General features: G+C 42.1%; 18 protein-coding genes. 14 read left to right on the top strand and 4 right to left on the bottom strand.

All coding sequences use genetic code 11. The features are described from left to right. Positions 1–23: 23 nt before the first annotated feature. From SCALIN_RS06315 to SCALIN_RS06255, 14 genes are all read left to right on the top strand, one after another. Positions 24–698 (top strand): heavy metal response regulator transcription factor, encoded by a 675-nt coding sequence (locus SCALIN_RS06315; protein WP_096893559.1) that lies wholly within the window; start codon positions 24–26, stop codon positions 696–698. Beyond that, on the top strand, positions 676–2,112 hold the full coding sequence (locus SCALIN_RS06310; protein WP_096893558.1) for a heavy metal sensor histidine kinase: 1,437 nt from the start codon (positions 676–678) through the stop codon (positions 2,110–2,112). The genes SCALIN_RS06315 and SCALIN_RS06310 overlap by 23 nt, the downstream gene beginning before the upstream one ends. A gap of 26 nt (positions 2,113–2,138) precedes the next feature. After that, a complete protein-coding gene (locus SCALIN_RS06305; protein ID WP_096893557.1) occupies positions 2,139–2,975 on the top strand; it encodes a hypothetical protein in 837 nt (278 codons plus the stop codon). 326 nt (positions 2,976–3,301) lie between these two features. After that, positions 3,302–4,675 (top strand): TolC family protein, encoded by a 1,374-nt coding sequence (locus SCALIN_RS06300; protein WP_096893556.1) that lies wholly within the window; start codon positions 3,302–3,304, stop codon positions 4,673–4,675. Positions 4,676–4,837: 162 nt separating this feature from the next. Then, positions 4,838–6,055: an efflux RND transporter periplasmic adaptor subunit gene (locus SCALIN_RS06295; protein ID WP_096893555.1), complete on the top strand. Its 1,218-nt coding sequence runs from the start codon at positions 4,838–4,840 to the stop codon at positions 6,053–6,055. Then, positions 6,052–9,141, top strand: coding sequence for an efflux RND transporter permease subunit (locus SCALIN_RS06290; protein ID WP_203415381.1), 3,090 nt, complete (start codon positions 6,052–6,054; stop codon positions 9,139–9,141). The genes SCALIN_RS06295 and SCALIN_RS06290 overlap by 4 nt, the downstream gene beginning before the upstream one ends. A gap of 184 nt (positions 9,142–9,325) precedes the next feature. Beyond that, the gene (locus tag SCALIN_RS06285; RefSeq protein WP_096893554.1) at positions 9,326–10,219 is read left to right on the top strand and encodes a B12-binding domain-containing radical SAM protein; all 894 of its coding nucleotides are present in this window, start codon (positions 9,326–9,328) and stop codon (positions 10,217–10,219) included. 88 nt (positions 10,220–10,307) lie between these two features. Continuing rightward, positions 10,308–12,023, top strand: coding sequence for a phospholipid carrier-dependent glycosyltransferase (locus SCALIN_RS06280; protein WP_096893553.1), 1,716 nt, complete (start codon positions 10,308–10,310; stop codon positions 12,021–12,023). 182 nt (positions 12,024–12,205) lie between these two features. Continuing rightward, positions 12,206–13,849, top strand: coding sequence for an ArnT family glycosyltransferase (locus SCALIN_RS06275; protein ID WP_096893552.1), 1,644 nt, complete (start codon positions 12,206–12,208; stop codon positions 13,847–13,849). 3 nt (positions 13,850–13,852) lie between these two features. Further along, positions 13,853–15,019, top strand: a complete 1,167-nt coding sequence (locus tag SCALIN_RS06270) for a DegT/DnrJ/EryC1/StrS family aminotransferase (protein WP_096893551.1) — start codon at positions 13,853–13,855, stop codon at positions 15,017–15,019. Positions 15,020–15,033: 14 nt separating this feature from the next. Beyond that, positions 15,034–15,993 (top strand): glycosyltransferase, encoded by a 960-nt coding sequence (locus SCALIN_RS06265; RefSeq protein WP_203415380.1) that lies wholly within the window; start codon positions 15,034–15,036, stop codon positions 15,991–15,993. Beyond that, positions 15,971–16,912 carry a formyltransferase gene (locus SCALIN_RS22625; RefSeq protein WP_203415379.1) on the top strand — a complete coding sequence of 314 codons (942 nt, stop codon included), beginning with the start codon at positions 15,971–15,973 and terminating at the stop codon, positions 16,910–16,912. The genes SCALIN_RS06265 and SCALIN_RS22625 overlap by 23 nt, the downstream gene beginning before the upstream one ends. 15 nt (positions 16,913–16,927) lie before the next feature. After that, a complete protein-coding gene (locus SCALIN_RS22620; protein WP_203415378.1) occupies positions 16,928–17,971 on the top strand; it encodes a bifunctional UDP-4-keto-pentose/UDP-xylose synthase in 1,044 nt (347 codons plus the stop codon). A gap of 8 nt (positions 17,972–17,979) precedes the next feature. Further along, a complete protein-coding gene (locus tag SCALIN_RS06255) occupies positions 17,980–18,861 on the top strand; it encodes a polysaccharide deacetylase family protein (protein WP_162532181.1) in 882 nt (293 codons plus the stop codon). 400 nt (positions 18,862–19,261) lie between these two features. On the opposite strand, the gene SCALIN_RS06250 is transcribed toward SCALIN_RS06255, so the two are convergent. From SCALIN_RS06250 to SCALIN_RS23820, 4 genes are all read right to left on the bottom strand, one after another. Continuing rightward, the gene (locus tag SCALIN_RS06250) at positions 19,262–19,780 is read right to left on the bottom strand and encodes a GNAT family N-acetyltransferase (protein ID WP_096893549.1); all 519 of its coding nucleotides are present in this window, start codon (positions 19,778–19,780) and stop codon (positions 19,262–19,264) included. 663 nt (positions 19,781–20,443) lie between these two features. Next, positions 20,444–21,142 carry a rhomboid family intramembrane serine protease gene (locus tag SCALIN_RS06245; RefSeq protein ID WP_096893548.1) on the bottom strand — a complete coding sequence of 233 codons (699 nt, stop codon included), beginning with the start codon at positions 21,140–21,142 and terminating at the stop codon, positions 20,444–20,446. A gap of 45 nt (positions 21,143–21,187) precedes the next feature. Beyond that, complete coding sequence (locus SCALIN_RS06240) at positions 21,188–21,802, bottom strand: peptidoglycan recognition protein family protein (RefSeq protein ID WP_162532180.1); 615 nt, start codon at positions 21,800–21,802, stop codon at positions 21,188–21,190. Positions 21,803–21,815: 13 nt separating this feature from the next. Beyond that, positions 21,816–21,953 (bottom strand): D-aminoacyl-tRNA deacylase, encoded by a 138-nt coding sequence (locus SCALIN_RS23820; RefSeq protein WP_096893546.1) that lies wholly within the window; start codon positions 21,951–21,953, stop codon positions 21,816–21,818. Positions 21,954–22,379 lie beyond the last annotated feature (426 nt).

The following is a 22,379-nucleotide window of genomic DNA, read 5'->3' as shown; positions in this document are numbered from 1 at the left end:
GTCACAATTACAATAATTTAAATATGAGAATCCTGATTGTTGAAGATGAAGAGAAGATGGCCAGATACCTGAAAAAGGGGCTGGAAGAGAGCTCTTATGTAGTGGACATTGCTCTTAATGGTACGGATGGTCTGCATCTGGCGACACATGAGGTCTATGATCTTTTGATACTGGACATTATGTTGCCGGAGCATGATGGAAAAACAATACTTAAAGAGGTTCGAAGCGCCGGGATCATTACGCCGGTGATCTTCCTTACAGCAAAAGATTCAATAGCAGACAGGGTTGAAGGGTTAAATATTGGGGCTGATGACTACATCGTCAAGCCTTTCTCCTTTCATGAACTGCTGGCCCGTGTTCGTGTCTGTCTGCGAAGAGGTAGCCACAAGACATCGTCAGAATTAACAGTGGGTGATCTGACCCTTGACCCGCTTACCAGAAAGGTATTCAGGGGAAAGAAAAAGATAGAGATGTCACCTATTGAATTTTCCCTCCTGGAATATTTGATGCAGCATGCGGGACAGGTAGTTACCCGGACGATGATTTCAGAACATGTATGGGATTCAAATTTTGAGAGTTTCAGTAATGTCGTGGACGTTCATATCGCCAAGCTGAGAAGTAAGATTGATAAGCACTTTGATATAAATCTCATACACACACAAAGGGGAGCTGGATATGTCATCGAAGAGCCGGATTAGATTATTCAATACAATCGGCGTCAGGATCGCTTTATGGTATTCAGTGTCGGTTCTATTAATGCTGCTTGTTTTAGGCTCTTTTTTGTATTATAGATTAACACATACGCTTAATAAGGAAACCGATCGCATATTATTTGATGAAAGCGAATTTATCGTTCAAAGTATTAAAAATAACAGTTACACTACGAATGATTTATTAAAACTAATAGAGATAAAGTCCTCTAGTAAGAGGTATCTTAGGACATCAATAAGATTGTATGATATAGAACAGAGTTCTTTTATCGGCTCAGAGAATTTCTTTTTTCCGGATTTAGAGATTTCTGCTGATAAAATGGGAAAAATGGTACAAGGAGAACAGACGTTAGAAAAGATATGGGTTGAAGGTTTAAGATCTCCCTACCGCTTAATAACAAGACCTGTAGTGATTGGTAATTCCTGTAAGTATATTCTTCAGGTGGGTATTTATATGAGACTCTCATATAAATCAGTAGAAAACATGGAAGAAAATTTTCTAATGTCAGCGCCGATACTCATTATATTGAGTATTATCGGAGGTTGGTTGATTTCCAGGAAGAATTTGTCTCCGATAACAAAAATGACTGAAACCGCACGGCAGATAACCGGATCAGACATGAAAAGGAGAATTTTTTCTTCTCATACGGGAGATGAAGTGGATGAACTGGCACATACCATAAATATCATGCTGGACAGGATTGAGGAGTCTTTCACAAAGATTGCTCAGTTTACAGCGGATGTTTCTCACGAACTCAGGACACCTGTTGCTTCTCTTAAAACAGGAATTGAAGTCATGCTGTCAAAGGATAGGACAGCAGCAGAGTATCGTAAATTACTCTATCACAGTTTAGTGTCATTAGAAAGAATAACCAGGACAATCAGTGATTTAATGGAACTCTCAAGATCAGATTCAGGTTCAAATATCTTACATCTGAAATCATTCAACCTGGGCAATACGTTGAAGGAAATTCAAAGGAAATTCAGTCCGGTATCAGATACAAAGAATATAGTATTATCAAATAAGGAATTTCCGGAAGTGGAAATCAACGGAGATAAGATTATGTTGCGGCGTGTGTTTGCGAATCTGCTGGACAACGCCATCAAATACACTTCACCCGGTGGTCGCGTGTACATTTCTCTGGAAGATAGGAACGATGATGTTATTGTCAGCATAACGGATACGGGAGTCGGTATTACTGAAGAGAGTCTCAGAAAGATTTTTGACCGTTGTTTCCGTGTAGACACTTCACGGTCAGGAGAGACGGGAGGTTCCGGTCTCGGTCTTAGTATCAGCAAAAATATTGTTGAATTTCATAAAGGGAGAATAGAGGTAAGAAGTGACATTGGTGTGGGAAGCACCTTTGACGTTATACTTCCCAAAAATCTTATAAATTCCTGAATACACTATTTTTTATCAACAAGATAATGGAAAAATTTGAGTTAATAGCCCATCCGCTTCCTTATACTATGGGCAATGGAGGTGACTTAATAAAACATGGCCTTTTAGCTGAATTTACGGACTGGCATTGCAGAGAAATTCCCCATAGTCTTACCTATTATGACCCTTTTGGTGGGCGTCCCTGGCAGGAACCGGTTCATGATGCTGTTTCTAAAAGGATAAAGACTCTTGAGGCATGTCCATTGAAAGAGGTTCAATCAATACATTCGGAAAAATATCTTGGTAGTGGGCATATCGTATCTCAAATCAGTAAGCAATATGAAAATAAAATCACAGTTTTCTCGTCAGACAGCGATAGTGCTGCCAGGCAGGATCTTGAAGCTAGCGGGTTAAATCTGATCAGATTGAGAGGGTTTAATCTGGAAGACGGGTTGTCTATCCTTCAAGGCAGCATCGATAGAAGCAAACATGCACTGATATTAATTGATCCATTTTATGATCTTGAAAATATAAACAAAAAAATATTGGACAAAATAATCCGAAAAGTAAAAGAAGACAATACCTCAATTGCTCTATTTGTATTGTATTATAATGCAGAAATTAACCTTTGGTCTCAGTTCAAAAAAATAAATGAAAATTTGACCGGAGATTCCTTCAATTATATTTCTCTTCAGTGTGATGCAATAGAAAATTCAACAATTGAAGGGGAGTCAAAATTCCATTCATCTATTATACTTTACACTCACAACAATTATCCAAACGACAAACTAAACATCCTTTCTGAAAATGTATCTAAATTTTCAAGGAACCTTACAAAAGCAGTAGGATGTCCAATCGGATTTGATAGTCAAATCATCTCATAACAGTGTGCATTCGTTTGGATGCCTGATCCAAATGTTCTCTGGCTGGTTCAGGGTTGTAGCCTGAACCGAAACGTTTAGGTTCAATCAGCATGATTGAACCTGCAGGAAACCGTTCTAAGTGACGTCATCTTCTGAGCGCCCGCCCGTGCCGGATCGGACGGGGAGTCGAAGGATGTCTGATGTCGTGATTACAACACGGTTACCGTATACCAATAAACCTGCAACATTAACATTTCTTCATCTTCCCTTCATCATGCCTTAATGTATATTAATATATAAACGTTATAAATTATGAAAATATTAAAACTTCTTATCATTGATAAACCATGTGTCTGAAAACCCTTTACTATTTTTTCCTTTTTCCGGTTGTTCTGATATCAGTTGGCTGTTTCGCGCATTTAACACATGATCGTGCATACGTATCTGATTCTATCAGCAGACGTACCGGGCATAATCTTGCATCAGACGAAAAAGCGGAAGATGTAAGGCTACCGGATAATATTTCGCTTATAGACGGCTTGACAGAGGATGAAGCGGTTGCCATTGCCTTATGGAATAATGCAAAATTTCAGTCTGATCTTACCGATCTTGGTTTCTCACGGGCAGATCTGATAGAGGCGGGTATGATCAGTAATCCGGTATTTTCAATGTTTTTCCCGGCAGGGCCAAAACAGATGGAAACCACTATATTTATGCCGATAGAGTCACTATGGCAGAGACCGTGTCGTGTATCTGCAGCCAGGTTGAGCGCTGAACGCGTAGCTGAAAACCTGGTCCAGAATGGTCTTAACCTCGTTCGTGACGTCATGTTAACCTATACAAATCTAATATTCTCACAGGAGCGGGTGAATATTGCAAAAAAAGAGACGGTACTTAATGGGGAAATCCTTACTATTGCACAGGCTCGTCTGCGTGCCGGTGATATAAGTGGACTGGACGAGTCAGTATTTGAACTTGAAGCGGCTCGCAAAGAGAGAGATTTAGTTAATACTATTCGTGATGCTGAACTTTTAGATGCAAAACTGAGAACACTTCTTGGACTGGAGCAGGAGGAAAAGACAATCAAGCTGGAACCAATACAGATAGATAGCGAATGGGATATAAACCTTGAACAGCTTATCACCTCAGCATATGCAGCACGTCCTGATTTACGTGCTGCAGAGATTGCTATTGAGGAAGCAGGCAAACGTCTGGGATGGGAACGATCAAAAATCTTCAATTTTACTGCCATTATGGATTTTAATGAAAGAGGCAGGAGCGGCTCGGAATTTGGGCCGGGGGCATGGTTTGAACTGCCAATTTTTAACAGGAATAATGGAAAGGTTTCACGCTCTAAAGCACAATTGGAAAAGGCAGCAAAACAGTATGTGGCGGTAAAGCAGGAAATAGCCCTAAAGGTGCGTGAAGCGTATATAAATTATCTTTCGGCACAGAATGCATTAAAAATTCTGCGTTCCGGTTTATTGTCATCTTCCATTACTGCTGTAGAGATAGCAGAGAAAAGATACTCTGTTGGTGAAATTACCTATCAGGATTATCTTGGATTTAAACGTCAGCTCCTGGATTCACGCTTGAGAGAGGCAGAATCAACAGCAGAACTGCGCAGGGCTTCAGCACAACTCAGACATAGTGTAGGATTTAAACAGAAAATGTTGAAAACAGAAACGGTAGGGGCTGTTTCCCATACAGCCCCTTTTTGAGGCTTTTTTGGCCTGCCCGACTCGTCATTCAAGCGGGGAAATGAACCCTACAATTTATGCATTAGATTTTAGCAAAATTGTCATTCCCATGAAAATGGGAATCTGCAACTTAAGACTGCGGGACTGACAGATGTCATTACTTTACAAACAAAGGAGATTAATGTGCACGGAAGTTCAAAATATATTCAAACGTATACCGGTAAATTTATTTTGTTGTTCTCTCTTATACTTATTTGTGTTTTCAGTAAGAATAACCTTTCTGAAGGGAAATCAGATAAACCGGCAAAGGTGAATAATGGTGTCAAAGAGTCAGAGCTTACAACTGTTATTCTTTCTCCGACGGCAGAACAACGTCTGGGAGTAGAAACCACTGTCGCGGATTACCAAATTATACGGAACACGTTAAGACTCGGTGGAGAAATAATGTCACTTCCCGGTCATCAAGCCAGGATTGCCGCGCCAATGGCGGGAACTGTTTACGGTATAAACAGTGATGAGTTGCTACCGGCAGGAACTCAGGTCAAAAAAGGTCAGGCTATCCTGAACCTGTTATTGCTCACACCGGAGAAAGATATCGCGGGTGTTCGTGAAGCGGTCGAAGTAAAAAAGGTACAATTAGAGGTTGCACAAGCTCAGGCAGATCGTGCAAAACTTCTTTTGCAGGATAAGGCAACCAGCAGGAAGATTTATCTGGAGGCACAGGCCGGACTGGCTGCCGCAAGGGCGTCCCTCAAGGCGGCTGAGGCACGGCTGCATCTCCTGGACGGTACAGGGATGGAATCAGCTACGGAAGGGCTTTCCACTTTTGTTTTGAAGTCACCTGTTGACGGTGTGATACAGCGTATTCATGTTGCACCGGGACAAGCCGTTTCTGCGTCAACTCTCCTGTTTGAGGTTGTCAGCCAGGACCCTGTCTGGGTACGTGTACCTGTTTATGTTGGTGATATGGTAACGGTAGATCAGGAAAAGGATGCGATTATTCAACCTCTTGGGAACGTACGTAATAAAAATGTTTATAATGCAAAGCCCGTAAATGGTCCGTTACTCAGTGATCCTAACAGCGTATCGTCAGATCTTTTCTTTGAGATATCGAATCCGGATGGTCTCTTTCGCACGGGACAGAAGGTGAGTGTTTCACTGACGAAACTGGGTTCCGGCAATAGAATTGCTGTCCCCTGGTCCGCAATAATGTACGACATACATGGAGGGAGCTGGGTTTATTTGAAAACTGCCAGGTATACATACTCAAGGCAACGGGTTGAAGTATCCGGTGTTATTGATGGTTATGCAGTCGTAACACGTGGTGTTAATAAAGATGATGAGATTGTCATTACAGCAGTTACAGAGCTATTCGGAACAGAATTTGGGGGTGGTAAATGATAAGGTGGCTGGTGTCTACATCTCTGCGTCTGCGTGTTTCCATTGTTGTAGTGACCATGGTGTTGTTGATTGCCGGTTCACATACGGTGAGCAAACGAAGCTCCTTTGACGTATTTCCTGAATTTGCACCTCCCCTTGTAGAGATACAGACAGAAGGCCCCGGACTTTCAACGTCAGAGGTTGAGACCCTGATTACCATACCTGTTGAGAGCGCTGTTAACGGTGTCTCATGGTTGAAAAAAGTTCGTTCAAAATCTGTGCTTGGTCTCTCCTCGGTAGTACTTTATTTTAAAGAGGGTACCGATGTCATGCAGGCCCGGCAGCTCGTTCAGGAGCGGCTGGTTCAGCTTGCAGAAAGATTGCCCTCTGTGGTAAAAGCTCCGGTCATCCTTTCTCCACTATCGTCCACCAGCAGAGTCCTCAAGATAGGTCTTTCCTCTCAAAAACTGTCACAGAAGGAAATGACAACAGTCGCGAAATGGACGATCAGGCCTCGGCTTATGGCCATTCCGGGCGTGGCGAATGTTGCCATCTGGGGACAGCGAGACCGTCAGATTCAGGTACTCATAGACCCTGACAATCTGTATACCCATGGAGTTACTACAAATGACGTAGTACAGTCTGTTCGTGATGCTACAGCAATCGGAGGCGGTGGATTTATCGACACGCCCAATCAGCGTCTTGCAGTCACAAATGTTCTGTCTCTTAAATCACCTGAAGATCTTTCACATGTGCCGGTTGCTTTTCGTAATGGAGTTGCTATCAAGCTGGGTGATCTGGCGGAGCTGACAGAAGGTTTTCCGCCACCTATTGGTGACTCGGTTATAAATGAAGGGCCGGGTTTACTACTAATTGTTGAAAAACAGCCGTGGGGGAATACACTTGAAGTAACGCGTAAGATTGAAGAAGTACTGGAGGCTCTCAGGCCGGGTATTAAGGACATTGAAATGGATTCTACAATTTTTCGTCCGGCAACATTTATTGAAATGTCACTCCATAATCTTAACCGATCACTACTTATCGGCTGTGTCCTTGTAATAATCGTACTGGCTTTTTTTCTCAATGACTGGCGCACTGCCCTGATCAGCGTTCTGGCAATTCCGACTTCACTGGTGATAGCCGCACTGGTCCTTCACTATCGCGGGGGAACTATTAATACCATGGTTCTTGCCGGGCTGGTTATAGCGCTCGGAGAGCTGGTTGACGATGCCGTTATTGATGTAGAAAATATCATGCGCAGACTCCGTCTCAACCGCGAAGCCGGTAATCCTGAATCGGCATTCAAGGTCGTGCTGAACGCTTCAATGGAGGTACGCAGCGCTGTTGTATATGGAAGTGTAATCGTTGTACTGGTGCTGATTCCTGTTTTCTTCCTTGAGGGACTGGCGGGTTCATTCTTCAGCCCGCTTGCTTTCTCCTACATACTGGCTATCATGTCGTCTCTGCTGGTTGCTCTTACCCTTACGCCCGCATTGTCACTAATCCTTTTGCCGGGGGCATCTCATCGCCGGGAGCCCTCATTCGTAAGATGGCTGAAAGCACGTTACCGGGCAATGCTGCCGCCTTTGATTATGAGGCCGAAGCGTGTCATCTCTTTTCTGGCAGGTGCTTTCATCCTGGCAGCAGTTTCAGTTACCTTCCTCGGCGAGGAATTTCTTCCGAATTTCAAGGAGCACGACTTCCTGATGCACTGGGTTGGAAAACCGGGGACTTCACTACAGGCGATGGAGCGCATAACCACCCGAGTAAGTAAAGAGCTTCGAGCCATTCCTGGCGTGCGTAATTTTGGCTCGCACATCGGCAGATCAGAGGTTGCCGATGAGGTGGTAGGTCCGAACTTTGCAGAACTATGGATCAGTATTGACCCTGATGTAGACTACGACACGACCGTTGCAAAAATACAGGAAGTAGTAGACGGTTATCCGGGACTGTACCGGGACCTGCTTACGTATCTGCGAGAGAGAATCAAGGAGGTGCTTACCGGATCCAGCGCGACAATTGTCGTGCGTATATATGGTGAGAATCTCGAAATCCTGCGCGAAAAAGCTGAAGACGTCAGAACATCAATTTCTGATGTAAGAGGCGTTGCTGATTTGAAAGTGAAACCGCAGATCCTTGTCCCACAGGTTGAGGTACATTACCGACCGGATGCTGCTGTGCATTTCGGGTTAAACGGTGGTATGGTCCGCAATGCTGTTGCATTGCTGATGAATGGGGTGAAAGTGGGGGAGTTTTATGAAGACCAGAATATTTTCGATGTAGTCGTTTGGGGCGCTCCTCAGGTTCGTAACAGTCTTGATGCTCTTCGTTCTCTGAGAATTGAAACACCTACAGGCGGCATCGTTCCATTGAACGAAGTAGCGGATGTTTTTGTTGCTCCTGTACCGAACAAGATTACCCGTGAATCGGCATCGCGTTATACGGAGGTTACCTGTAATGTACGGGATCGCGATCTGGGTAGTGTGGAGCGTGATATTAGAAATAGGGTGGATGACATCCCATTCAACAGTGGTTACCATCCTGAGGTCCTTGGAGAATACGCGGCACAGGAATCATCGAGAAACCGCATTATCATACTCTCAATAATGTCCGTTATCGGTATTTTCCTGATTCTGCATGTGAGTTTTGGCTCTGTCAGACTTGCTCTTCTCGTGTTTCTGGGTCTTCCATTCGCCTTAATTGGCGGTGTCGTGGCCGCGTTCCTGGGTGGTGGAGTGCTTTCCCTTGGTTCATTGATAGGATTTATCGCGGTACTGGGAATCTCCGCCAGGAACAGCATCATGCTTATCAGCCACTATAATAATCTGGAGGTACAGGAGAACCAACCTTTTGATATCAACCTGATTGTGCGTGGTGCAACGGAACGACTGGTGCCTATACTTATGACGACCTTGACGACTGGTTTAGCGCTCTTGCCGATAATCATAGGAGGCAATTTACCCGGTCAGGAGATTGAACATCCGATGGCAATAGTCATTGTTGGCGGACTGATAAGTTCAATTCTACTCAACCTGTTTGTCATGCCGGTTATGTACTGGAAGCTTCGAGGGCACGCAAAGTCATTACTAAACCAGTCTGAGACTTAATGATACTCTTTCCCGCTTCATCTCAAGTTTCAAGTCAATAGAATTTCATATCTATTAATTTAGTAATTAAATCTTTACCATTTCATTTTGTATTATCCATCTGTTGATTAGATTATATTCTGAATCTATTTTTTACATCATCTGCTTACCGTCATATATCTATCTATCGATCGATTTTCTCATAATGAAGAGAGTGTTAATAAAAATAGAGATGTCTGGTATGGCTATTCCCCGCAGAGATCTGCTGGACAGCAGTATGTATTCATCTTTTTATTCCGTTCAGGCTACACGTGGATGTCCCTTTAATTGTGAGTTTTGTACCGTTACCGCCTTTTTTGGACAGGAGTTCAGGACAAGACCAGTGGAAGAGGTTATAGAAGAGATCAAAGGGCTTGACACGAAAGAGTTCTTTTTTATCGATGATAACATCACCGGGCGGGCCGTTTTTTCCAAAAAGCTTTTTAAAGAACTGATTCCTTTAAATCGTAAATGGGGCGGCCAGACAACGCTGAATTTTGCTAAAGATGATGAGCTGCTTTCGTTATACGCAAAAAGCGGCGGCAGGTATGCCTTTATAGGGTTCGAAACATTATCAGACGAAAATCTAAGAAAAATCAGCAAATCGTGGAATTCGCCCGATGGCTACAGAGAGGCTATTAAAAGGATTCATGGTGTCGGGATTAATATCGTTGGCAGTTTTATTTTCGGACTTGATGGAGATGGCCCTGATGTTTTTGAAAAGACCTATAATTTCATAATGGAAAACAAGATTGACGCCGCCCAGTTCCATATACTGACGCCATTCCCCGGCACGAAACTGTACGATGACATGGTTAAGGATGACAGAATTACTGACCACGATTGGTCAAAATACCATACCGGCGAGGTAGTCTTTAAACCGGCAAAAATGACGGAGAGGGAACTGCAGGAGGGGTACTGGTGGATTTTTCATAAAACCTATGAGATGAAAAATGTTCTCAGAAGAAGCCTGCGTAGCCCACGAGGCCTTGCTTACCGTATCGGGACTAACCTCAGCTACAGAAGGAAAGCCAGAAAGATGCCTTATGTAATGACTTGATCAAAAAGCGTGAAAGTTCGAAAGCACATCTCTCTGTATCTCTCATCCAACCATTTATTCTCTGCCCTGATTTTATCGAGGTCCGAGAATGTCTCCAAACTCCAAAAGGTTCGATGGTATTACGCTTTTTACCTGTAAAAAAATACACACTATTACCGTATTAAAAAAAGGAGTGATCGGTTTATCAATTCTGTTTCTTCTGTTGTACATAGCTCCAATGAATGTGCGTCCTGTGGCTGTCCCTGATGAAGCGCGATACGGAGAGATATCCCGGGAAATGCTGGATACTAAAGATTTTATCGTTCCCAGGTTGAACGGGTTGCGCTATTTTGAGAAACCTGTGCTCGGATACTGGCTGAATTCCGAATCCATGGCTCTGTTCGGAGATAATGGTTTTGCCATCCGTTTTCCATCCGCTCTTGCTGTTGGGCTGACGGCCCTGACAATCTTCTTGATGGTCAGGCGCTTTTACAAGTGTGATCGAACTGCGCTGCTGGCTGCCTTTATCTATATGACTTTTGTTGGGGTCTACGGTGTGGGCACTTTCTGTGTGCCGGATAACCTGCTTACTTTTTTTCTTACCGCCATGCTGAGTTGTTTCTTTGTGGCTGGCGCCAACGATACCGGGAAGAAGCGGAACCGGTGGTTGTTGCTCTGCGGGGTCTTCTGCGGTGCCGCATTCATGACAAAAGGCTTTCTTGTTATTATTGTACCGACAGTGATTATGGTCCCGTTTTTATTGTGGGAGAGACGCTGGCGTGTGATTTTTACTGTACCATGGCTTCCTCTGCTGGGAGCCATAGTCGTAGCGCTGCCGTGGTGCTTTATGATTGCCTCACGAGAACCGGATTTCTGGCGTTATTTTTTCTGGGTGGAACATGTTCAACGCTTTTTCTCGGCGGACTCCGGCATGCATGAGAAACCATTCTGGTTTCTGATTCCGTTTTTCCTTGATGGTTCGTTGCCCTGGTTGCTGTTTATTCCAGTGGTCCTGGTTCGATGGAACGGCGAACTTCTCCGTAAGCCGCTAATTCGTTTCTGCGTATGCTGGATGATTCTACCGCTTGTGTTCTTTTCGATCTCGTCAGGAAAGACGATTACCTATGTCCTTCCCTGTTTCCCTCCGCTGGCTGTGCTTCTTGGGATTGGACTTACTGAATATTTCAGGAAGGGAATGGGAGGAATGTTCAAATATTGTTCTCTCTTATTGAACGTGTTAACGGGCCTTATGGTTGTAGCTCTGCTCTCTACTGTCTTTACACCAGATTTGCACAGGAAGATTTATGGTTCCGGAGAGGATTATAAACTATGGTACTGCGTTTGTGCGGCGGTAGTGTGTTTTGTGGTCTTGTTGATAACCCTGCGCATGCAAAACGGACTGCGAAAGACGTTTATGCACGGCCTGCCTGCGATTATTATAATGCTGGCGTTTCCATTTGCTGTACCGATTGAGCATTCCGTTAAAACGGGAATGTCCACTTTCCTGCATTCACAGCAGGATCATATAACCACGAACACCATCCTGGTCGCAGACTCACGATCTGTGCAGCCGGTCTGTTACGCTTACAAGCGTGATGATGTATATCTGTTTATGCGTGCTGGTGAACTGCGTTACGGATTATCCTATCCGGACAGCGCCGGTCGATTTATCGATACGGTTGATCTGAAAAAGTGGTTGAACGAACGTGGCAACCGACAGGTAGCTATTATTATAAAGGAATCCACGAAAAGCAGATCCGGTGTTTCCTGGCCTGAACCCGGATATCAAGCGACATGGAACGGTTGCTGGTTCGCAGTTTATTAAATTCAGTTGTGATATTAATCTTGTTTGCAGAAAAACATTACCATTTCTTAATAATTGATTCATGAATAATATTTAATGATTTCCTCATCTTTGCTTAATGTATGAGTCGGTATATTACCGGAAAGATTACATTTTGACTTTTTAGATTATGCTCCATTCATCCATTGGGATTACAAAAGGTTATGCAGGAATTAAAATTTAAATCACTTTGTTCAAGATACTGGTTTATAGCCGTAATCACGGCAGTGTCGTTTGTGGGGATCTTTGATCATGATCTCTGGACTGCCGATGAGCCCCGGGTTGCCGAAATAGCTCGGGAGTTCTTTGATGAGGGCTCCTCGCTTGCCGTCCCACGGTTGAATGGTGAGCCGTTTATGGAGAAACCTCCTCTCTATTTCTGGTGCGTGGCTCTTTCCTACAAAATTTTTGGAGGTCATTCGGCAAGCGCGGCAAGAATACCATCCGTTTTTTTCGGAATTGGCACTCTTGTATTTACCTATCTCCTTGCCGTAAGGATGTATGGCAGGCAAACTGCCTTGTGGTCCTGTATGGTACTTTCCTTAAGCGCTGAATTTTTTTATATTAATCACAAATCACTTGTGGATACCTCTCTTGTGTTTTTTGTAACAGGGACCGTTTACTGGTTATACCTTGCATTAACAGCTGAGAGCGGCAAAAAAGATGGTTATTATTTAATCTGTTACCTCTTCGCTACCGGGTCTTTTTTTGCTAAAGGGTTTATCGGGACTGCATTCCCCGTCTTACTTTTCATATGTTGGATTTTATGGAGAAGGGACTGGCATGAGATTAAAAAAGCCAGGCTATGGATCGGCTTTCTTATCGTTGGTTCCAGTATTAGTCTCTGGTTCTGGTTTCTCTGGAAAGAGGGTTCATGGGAACATATCAGCACTTTTCTTGTTCATAATAACCTTCAGCGTATTATACCGGGCGTTGGTGCTGGATATTCTGGGGGGCATGTAAAACCATTCTATTATTATGTGAATGTCTTTTGGCGTGCGTTTGCACCGTGGAGCATTTTGACACCTGCCGTATTCTTCTATGCATACCGTAAAGGTATTGTAGACAAAAACAGGCTTTTTCTTGTTTTATGGTTTGTTTCCGGTCTGCTTATGCTCTCGTTCGCAGGGACAAAACGAACTATTTATCTTGTGCCACTATTTCCTGCCATTTCGATACTTACAGGTTCGTGGTTTCGCGCTATGGAAACACGCAAGACTGATAGCAGGATTTATGAATTGAGTCAATGGTCTATCCTATGTATTTGTGGTATTAGCATTGCTGTTTTATCCGGATTGGCTTTTAAGTATGAGTTTATTCATACGACCGTGTTTATGTTATTAATACCGGTGCTTGTGTTTAGCTATGTCATGCTGTGTCGTTCGTTTATTAAAAGCAGAAAGTTTGCTTTAGGTGGATTATCTCTATTACTAAGCATGATTTATATATCGTATCTACTTATATTTGTTCCATATATTAATGAGAGGAAAAGCTTTAAACCATTTTGCAAGAAATTAGATGAAATAGTGACAGTAAACGGAAAACCCATTTATGCCTTTCAACCTGAAGAGACTACCAGGGCTGTTGTACCATTCTATACAGGCCGCAAACTGATACCGGTAAATAATCTGGAAGAGGCCAAGTCTTTGCAGAGGGACAACACTGTTTTTATGCTTGTTCTGGACAAACGTAATAATATGTCAAACTATAACAGTCTTAAGGAGATCTTTCCTTACATTATATTCTCAGAGGTTATTGGGAAACGAAGAAAGTTCAAATTATTGAGTAATCAGGGCAAGAAAGGATAAAGAATGAAAAGAAACACTTTCCTACCATTTTCGAGACCGGATATTGGGCAGGAGGAAATTGACGCTGTTGTTGATGTTCTCTCTTCTGGATGGATAACCTCTGGTCCAAAGGTAGAGGCATTTGAAAAGGCTTTTGCCGAATATGTCGGTAGTCCTTATGCGCTTGCACTTTCCTCATGCACGGCAGGTCTGCATCTGGCGATAGCGCTCCTTGATTTGAAACCGGGTGATGAAGTAATTACAGCGTCTCTGACCTGGCCGGCAACCGTGAACATGATACATCTGTGCGGAGGGAGGCCGGTATTTGTTGATGTGGAACGGGATACCGTAAATCTCGATGTCTCCTGGGTTGAAGCTGCAATTACCGAACAGACCAGGGCAGTAATCCCCGTCCATTTTGCCGGGCAGGCATGCGACCTTAATGGTCTGAGGAATGTTTGTAAAAGCCGTGGCATAGCACTTATTGAAGACGCGGCACACGCGATAGGGAGTGAATACGAAGGGAATCGGATAGGATCAAGTGACAATATAGCCGTTTTCAGTTTCCACCCCATTAAGAATATGACTACCGGGGAAGGCGGCATGATTACAACACATGATAAAGATACCTATGAAAGGCTTAGACTCTTACGATTCCACGGAGTAGATAAGGATGCATGGAAGCGTTATGGCAGTGCGGAGAAGGAAGGGTACGATCTCCTTCTCCCGGGGTGGAAGTATAATATGACAGATATACAGGCAGCGATAGGCCTGACTCAATTGAAACGTCTGGACAATATGATTGAAAGGCGCGAGAAGCTGACAATGCTTTATGACGAACTGCTGAAAGATGTTCGAGAGCTAACACTTCCTGGCTATGTTTCATACTCGGTAAGACACGCGTGTCATCTCTATACGGTTATCGTGGACAGGGACAAGGCAGGCATAACGCGCGATGAATTTATGCAGGAAATGAAAAAGCAGAATATCGGGACAGGACTTCATTTTCTCGCGGCACACAAACTGTTGTTTTATCGGAAACATTATCCCATTCCTGATGGTTTACTTCCGGAAACAGAATATATATCGGAACGTATCGTTTCTCTGCCGCTTTATCCCTGTATGAAAGAGACTGATGTGCAGGATGTAGTCTTTGCAATTAAGGATATATTAACAAAATGCAAAAAATGAGGATACATTCTTAAATGAAAATTAGAGCACCGTATCTATCAGTGGTAATTCCGATATTTAACGAGGAAGATAATATCAGTGAGCTTTCAGGCCGGCTCAAAAAAGTTATGACTGAAATGGACCATACGTATGAAATTATCTTTATTGATGACGGAAGTACGGACAGATCGCTTGCAATGCTCAAGCAGTGCCAGGAAGAGACGCCTGAGATAACGATAATTGAGTTCAATAGGAACTACGGGCAGCATGCCGCGGTTTTTGCCGGTTTTGAGAGAAGTTCAGGGGAGATAGTAGTGACACTGGATGCTGACCTGCAAAATCCTCCTGAGGAGATCCCAAAACTGGTAAACAAAGCGGAAGAAGGATTTGAAGTAGTCGCGACTGTTCGGGTAAAACGTAAGGATTCTCTATTCAGAAAATGCGCCTCTTATACAATAAACAGGATTACCGCGAAGATTACGGGTGTTAAACTGAAGGATTATGGTTGTATGTTGAGGGTTTACCGGAAGAATATCGTTACGTTGATGTGCGCGTCAAAGGAAATCTCAACCTTTATTCCGGTACTTGCCACGTCCTATGCCAGGAATATGGCAGAAATTGAGGTCAAGCATGATTCCCGTAATCAAGGGGATTCCAAGTACAGCATAATGCGTCTTATATCACTTCAGTTCGACCTCATGACAAGTTTTTCGATCTGGCCGTTGAGGATGCTCATGTTCTTAGGACTTGCAGTTTCTCTGGCAGGAGTTGGGTTTGGAATATATCTCTTTGCAATGAGAATAATTATGGGTGCTGAGTGGGCAGTTGGCGGTGTATTTACGCTGTTCGCCGTGCTTTTTTTCTTTGTGGGTACGCAATTTCTTGCATTTGGACTTCTGGGAGAATATATAGGACGAATTTACGCCGAGGTAAGAAAGCGGCCGAGGTTTGTGATTGAGAAGATATATTCCCATGAGGAGGAAATCTGTTATTAAGATTATAGTGCTGGGATATCACAATATAGGCTGCAGGTGCCTTGAATACCTTTTAGGGAAGAATGAAAACGTAGTTGCTGTCTTTACCCACAAGGACAACCCTGAAGAGAACCTGTTTTTTGATTCGATGGCAGAAATCGCCAGTTCCGCCGGTATCCTCTGTTATACACCGGGAAATATTAACTATCCTGAATGGGTAGCCTTTATAAAAGAACTTGCTCCTGACATTATTTTCTCATTTTACTACAGGAATATGATTTCGAGAGAAATACTTTCCATTCCAAGGCTAGGTGCAATAAATCTACATGGTTCACTGCTGCCGAAATACAGGGGCCGTTGTCCAGTCAACTGGGTACTCGTAAACGGGGAAAAGGAGACAGGGGTAACTCTGCACTATATGGTTGATAAACCAGATGCGGGTGGCATTATTGCTCAGGAGAAGATCCCTATTCTCTTCACAGATACCTCATACACTCTTCACAAGAAGATGGAGAAGAAAGCCGTAGTTGTTCTTGATAGGGCATGGGGCCTGATAAAAGAGGAAAGAAATGAGAGAATACCTCAGGATCTGTCAATCGGTTCATATTTTGGAGGAAGAACGCCCGATGATGGGAAGATAGACTGGAATCGAGGTAACCTTGAAATTTACAACCTTGTCCGCGCAGTAACCCATCCCTGGCCGGGGGCTTTCTGTATTTTCAGGAATCAGAAAATGATTATATGGGAGTGCGAACCGGTATCAATGAAAGGGTATTCAGAACCAGGCAGTCTTGTTTCGTTTGACCGGAAAGGAATTATTGTAGCTGCCAGAGACGGTGCACTATTATTAAAGAGATGTCAGATTAAGGAGAATGAGAAATTAGGCGGATATAAATTTGCCATAAGGTATTCACTGCATAATAGAGATATTTTCACTTAGTAAAAGGAGAAAAAAATGAAAATTCTGATTTTAGGGGTAAACGGTTTTATTGGTAACAAACTTGTTAAGAAAATAATGCAATCAACAGGTTGGGAAGTGTATGGGATAGACCTGTCATGTTCAAAATTGTCGCACTCTATCGACAATCCAAGGTTTCACTTTATCGAAGGTGATATTACGATACACAAGGAGTGGGTAGATTATCACGTAAAGAAGTGTGATGTGATAATCCCTCTTGTTGCTATAGCAACACCTGCACATTACATAAAGGAACCTCTTCAGGTTTTTGAGCTTGGATTTGAAGAAAATCTTCGCATAGTCCGGCTCTGTGTGAAATACGGGAAGAGGATCCTGTTTCCATCAACTTCAGAAGTTTATGGTATGAACAGTGATCCTGAATTCTCTGAAGATACCAGTAATTTTGTCTTCGGTCCTGTAAGGAAACAGCGATGGATTTACGCGTGTGCTAAGCAGTTGCTCGATAGAGTCATATGGGCATACGGGACTGAAGGCAAGCTTGATTTTACTATTTTCAGACCGTTTAACTGGATAGGTCCAAAACTTGACGACATTGATGCCGCGAAAGAGGGTAGTTCAAGGGTGGTTACACAATTCATCATAAACATCGTGATGAACGAACCGATCAGGTTGGTTGACGGAGGAATGCAGAAAAGATGTTTTACCTATATTGAAGATGGGATAGATTGTTTGATGAAGATTATTGAAAATAAGAAAGGATTGTGCCGTGGTGAGATATTTAATATCGGTAACCCTCATAATGAGTGCAGCATGAGGGATCTTGCTGAAATACTGCTTGCTTTATACAGGAATCATTCAGGATCTGAAGCGTATAGTGTAAGCGCATCCGAGATCATTGAGGTATCTTCAGATGAGTACTACGGTGAGGGGTATCAGGATATCTCAACCAGAAAACCTTCAATAAAAAAGGCACAGAAATTGTTAGGTTGGGTACCACTGGTAGGTTTGGAATCTGCCCTTGAAAAAACTCTTGATTTTTTTATAGAAGAAAGCAGGACTAAAGGCTTGTTATGTGCCTGAGCAACCGAGTGATATCCCTTAAAATCGATGTAGATACATATCAGGGGATGGAAAAAGGCGTGCCTGTTTTATTGGAAATACTTAAAAAGTATGATATAAAGGCTACATTCTTTCTTTCATTTGGTCCTGATAACTCCGGGAAGGCCGTATGGAATATATTCAGAAAGAAGGGTTTTCTTTCAAAGATGCTGAGGACCGGAGCCCCGCGCATGTATGGCGTGAAAACCATACTTTATGGTACTCTTCTTCCGGCTCCAATAATTGCCGCATCTATGCCTCATATCGTAGATTCTGTCGGAAAAGACTGTCATGAAATCGGTGTACACGCCTGGGACCACAGGTTGTGGCAGGATAACTTGGGCAGACTTTCGGGAGAAAGGATCAGGGAAGAGTTTGAAAAGTCCTTTGATGCCTTCAGGAGTATCCTGGGTAGGGAACCGGAAGCGACTGCCGCCCCTGCCTGGTTCTGCAATTTGACGAGTCTTAAAATCCAGGATTCACTGAATCTGAAATATTCAAGTGATACAAGAGGCAGATTACCGTTTTATCCGAGAATGAATGGTGAAGAGTTCAAAACGCTCCAGATACCGACAAATCAGCCTTGTATAGAAGAGTTGATTGGACTTGATCTTGTCGACATTGGCAATCTGGTAGAATACCAGGTTTCCTATCTGAGAGACAATGCTCCAAACATAATTACCGTACACGCAGAGGTAGAGGGAAATAGCTACAGGGATGAATTTGATCAATTTCTAAAGACAACGATTTCGAGGGGTTACGAATACATGCCAATGAATGTTATTGCAAAATCATATCATGTTGCACCAATAAGGGATATACACTACGAGTTAATCCCTGGAAGGAGTGGATTGGTTGCAAGTTCTATCTGACGGAAATATGATTGAAACCATTCAGTTTGTTTTCAAGTGTCAATTATTTTCTATGATAAACTCAGTTATTCCAACAAACTGCTACATCGTGTAAAATATTATTTTTTTTGGTTTACTGATAGAATTTATTAGCACGGTGCTGGGGATTTCTGCCAGGAACAGTATCATGCTCATCAGCTACTGCAATCACCTTGAAACAGAGGAGTGACCAACTTTTAGATGTTTAATAACTTCACTATATAGACTTCGGTTTCTTTTGACGAGTTCGAATTACATATTCAAGGTTTATCTTACTTTTGTGTGACTTTAAAGTGAAATATCTAAAAAAGGTTTATAACTAATAATGTTACTATTCAAAGAATTGGAGCGATGAAGAATGATGTGACTGTTGGATTTAAATCTAAGAATTTATATGTGCTATTCTCTTTATCAGAAACTGTGCTTCCTTATGAATTGTATCTACGGTGCCATCTTCCAGCCTGGTTTTATACGTGTCGATGTAGCTACCTACTTTTGATAATTTATAGCCTGAACGTATGTATAAATTGTCTTCAGCAGCAATATTTGTATGTGTGCCAAGGCCAATGAGTCGGCAGTTTATTTTGAGTGCTTCATTTTCGCATTTCTTGATGATTGCCGTAGCAATTCCCTGTGACCGGAACTCTTTTAACACTCTCAAACGATAGATTTCAGGACAATCCGGGTGATTTTTTCGTACTGTCTCTTCTCTCGGGCCCGACCATCTGACTAACGCATGTCCTACTGGATTGCCATTTATCCAGGCAACAAAAAAGGTATGAATGGACAGCGATTGATCATGAAGATCGTCTGCATGAGTGCGTCCAAATTCACTCTTAAATGTGTTGTCCATTATGTCCAGGTCTGATTTATCAATTGGGCGTATTATGAGTTCTTCCATTTTATTGATGCTGTAGAAAACCACGTCCTTTGTACGTGGTCAGAGTACAAATGCTTTGCCATAAAAATGACTCATTGTTACAATCTGAGCTTAGTTCTCCTCACAACATCAACAAAGGAGTAACAAATGAGTCGATTTCACAAATTATCACATACAATATAGCATTGTCAATATCATATTGTACGGACACCAGAGTATCTGTTTTATTCCATTGTCAGCATTAGTTTACATTAAACCGAAAACTACAATAATCACCACTGCTTCTCATTATTTGAGTCCTATTTAACCTGGAATGCTACAGTTCTGCTATACGATAATCCAAATTACACACTGAAGGAACACAAAGCTCTGAACCTCTGTTTTCGCAGAAAAAATCTGTAGGAGGAATTCTTATAACATTCAGCCAAGGAGTTCCTTTTCTGCCTGGTAGTAGCTTGTCCTTCCAGAATCGATCCATCTCTAATAAATTCCGGAGTTCACATAACAACCAGTAAGCTTCCCATTGATGAGGGTTTTTTATCTCTAGTGCATTGAGCCTTACATGTATTGCATTGTGTTCGCTTTTGAGAACAGATACGTCTTCCGGAAAAAAAGGAAGAGGACTTGATGCTGTACAATACTATTTGGGAAAGTCGGGCGAAATAAGGCGGAGCAATAATAACACTAATAGCTTCGTCTAACAGGTTTTCTCACAAAGAGTACACGCATAATACTAAATAGTACTATTCCTGAAATAAATCCTCCAATGTGTGCCCACCACGCCACGCCGCTATCTGGCCTAGATGCCATTATAGATACTGTACCATTAAAGAATTGAATAAGAAGCCAGAAACCCAGAACAATAATGGCTGGGAGTTCTATAATTTGTATGAAAAAGAATATTGGTACAATTGTGATAACCTTCGCGCGGGGAAATGTGATCATATATGCGCCAAGAACTGCTGCAATTGCTCCGCTTGCTCCTATACATGGTATTTCAGACCTGCTGTAAAAAAAAACGTGAAAAGATGATCCAATTATTCCGCAGAGTATGTAAAAGGCAAGATATTTAACGTGTCCCAGTTTGTCTTCAATATTATCGCCAAATATCCAGAGAAACCACATGTTGCCAATGAGATGAATAAACCCTGCGTGTAAAAATGTTGATGATATGAAAGGGAAAAAAGTTTCTATAAGTGTTGAATTGGAAGTACGGTAATAATGTGTTATCTTTATTGGCACTACACCATACTGATTTATAAATTTATTTAAATCCGAGCCTAAGGAGAGTTCATACAGAAAGATGAAAACGTTTATAACAATAATTCCTATCGTAATATATGGAAAAGTACCAGAAGGATTTCTGTCTCTTATAGGTATCATTGCCGTTTTATTCTCAGGCCCCTGAGTGAAATTTTCTATAAACCCCTATTTCAAACGAGCCATCAATTTATTATAAGGGAAACGTTTTCCTGGACAGACCGTTTTTCGAAAAGTTTTATGCATTATGATATTCTCTTTAGGAATGTTACATCGTTTCTGTAAATAGTTTATTAAATACAAAAGAGATGAAATCTGCTGATTTGTAGGATAATCATTGTCGAAATTACCAACTAAACATATTCCTATACCATATTTGTTATATTCAGGATTACCGGCGTGAGCCCCGTCTATCTGCTTATTCCACCTGCCTCCCACCTCTATCTGTCCATCTCTTGAACCGTTTCCGTTTCCTATGAGAAAATCATAGCCAAGGCCGTTAACCCAACCCCTCTCTTCCTTGTGATATTTGTCGATAGAAACGGCATTTCCTCTGTCAGAAGCGCTATGATGGATGACAATATACTTCCATGGTCTGATCTTGAATTGATTTAATTCTTTTCGGACTCCATACGGAATAACAATATCAATATTGGGTAGTGGTTTTTCGGGTTTGTAAGTTGGTAATGTTGGTAATGTTGTAACTTGTGTACTACTGCAGCCATACATGACTGGCATAATGAAGATAAGGAACATCAAATAAGCCCATTTATATTTGATCACTATCATCTCTCCGTTAAAATGTTTTTTTGCTGTTTAATAAGATAGTTAAGGGTCCGTCCTTTACCAGGCCAACCTGTATGGTTTCACGGAAAACTCCTGTACCAATAATAAAATTACTTTGTCTACACCTTTCAATCAGATATTCATACAACTCTTTGTATTATGGCTCTCATTCAAATATTGTAATAGATTCTTGAAAATAATTAAAACTATTATATCTGTAAAAAAACGGAATGCACAAAAGAATGTGGTTCTTATGAGAAATTTGCTATCAGGCAACTGTTAAAAATAAGTTACTGAAAGGATCAGTAGTCGTTATAATAGGTAATAAAGCTCCAGTGGTGGGAAACATACTATCAATAAACCTTGTAAAAGTCAACAGATAACTAAGTTATGTCTATAATGGACTGGGATATTCGGACAACCAGCCCTAAAACAAATAAGGTTTTTAACGAGCGTATCTTTAAACAACAATTGGTTCCTAATCGCAAAAAATCCCCAGTTAATCTGGTGCTTGTCTGTTTTTACTGTTGTTGAAAGAAGAAAATCGACTTGAGTAACATAAATTATGAGAAAT

This window comes from Candidatus Scalindua japonica, from assembly GCF_002443295.1.
In the GTDB taxonomy this organism is placed as follows: domain Bacteria; phylum Planctomycetota; class Brocadiia; order Brocadiales; family Scalinduaceae; genus Scalindua; species Scalindua japonica.
This window is presented reverse-complemented; position numbering and strand designations above follow the sequence as displayed.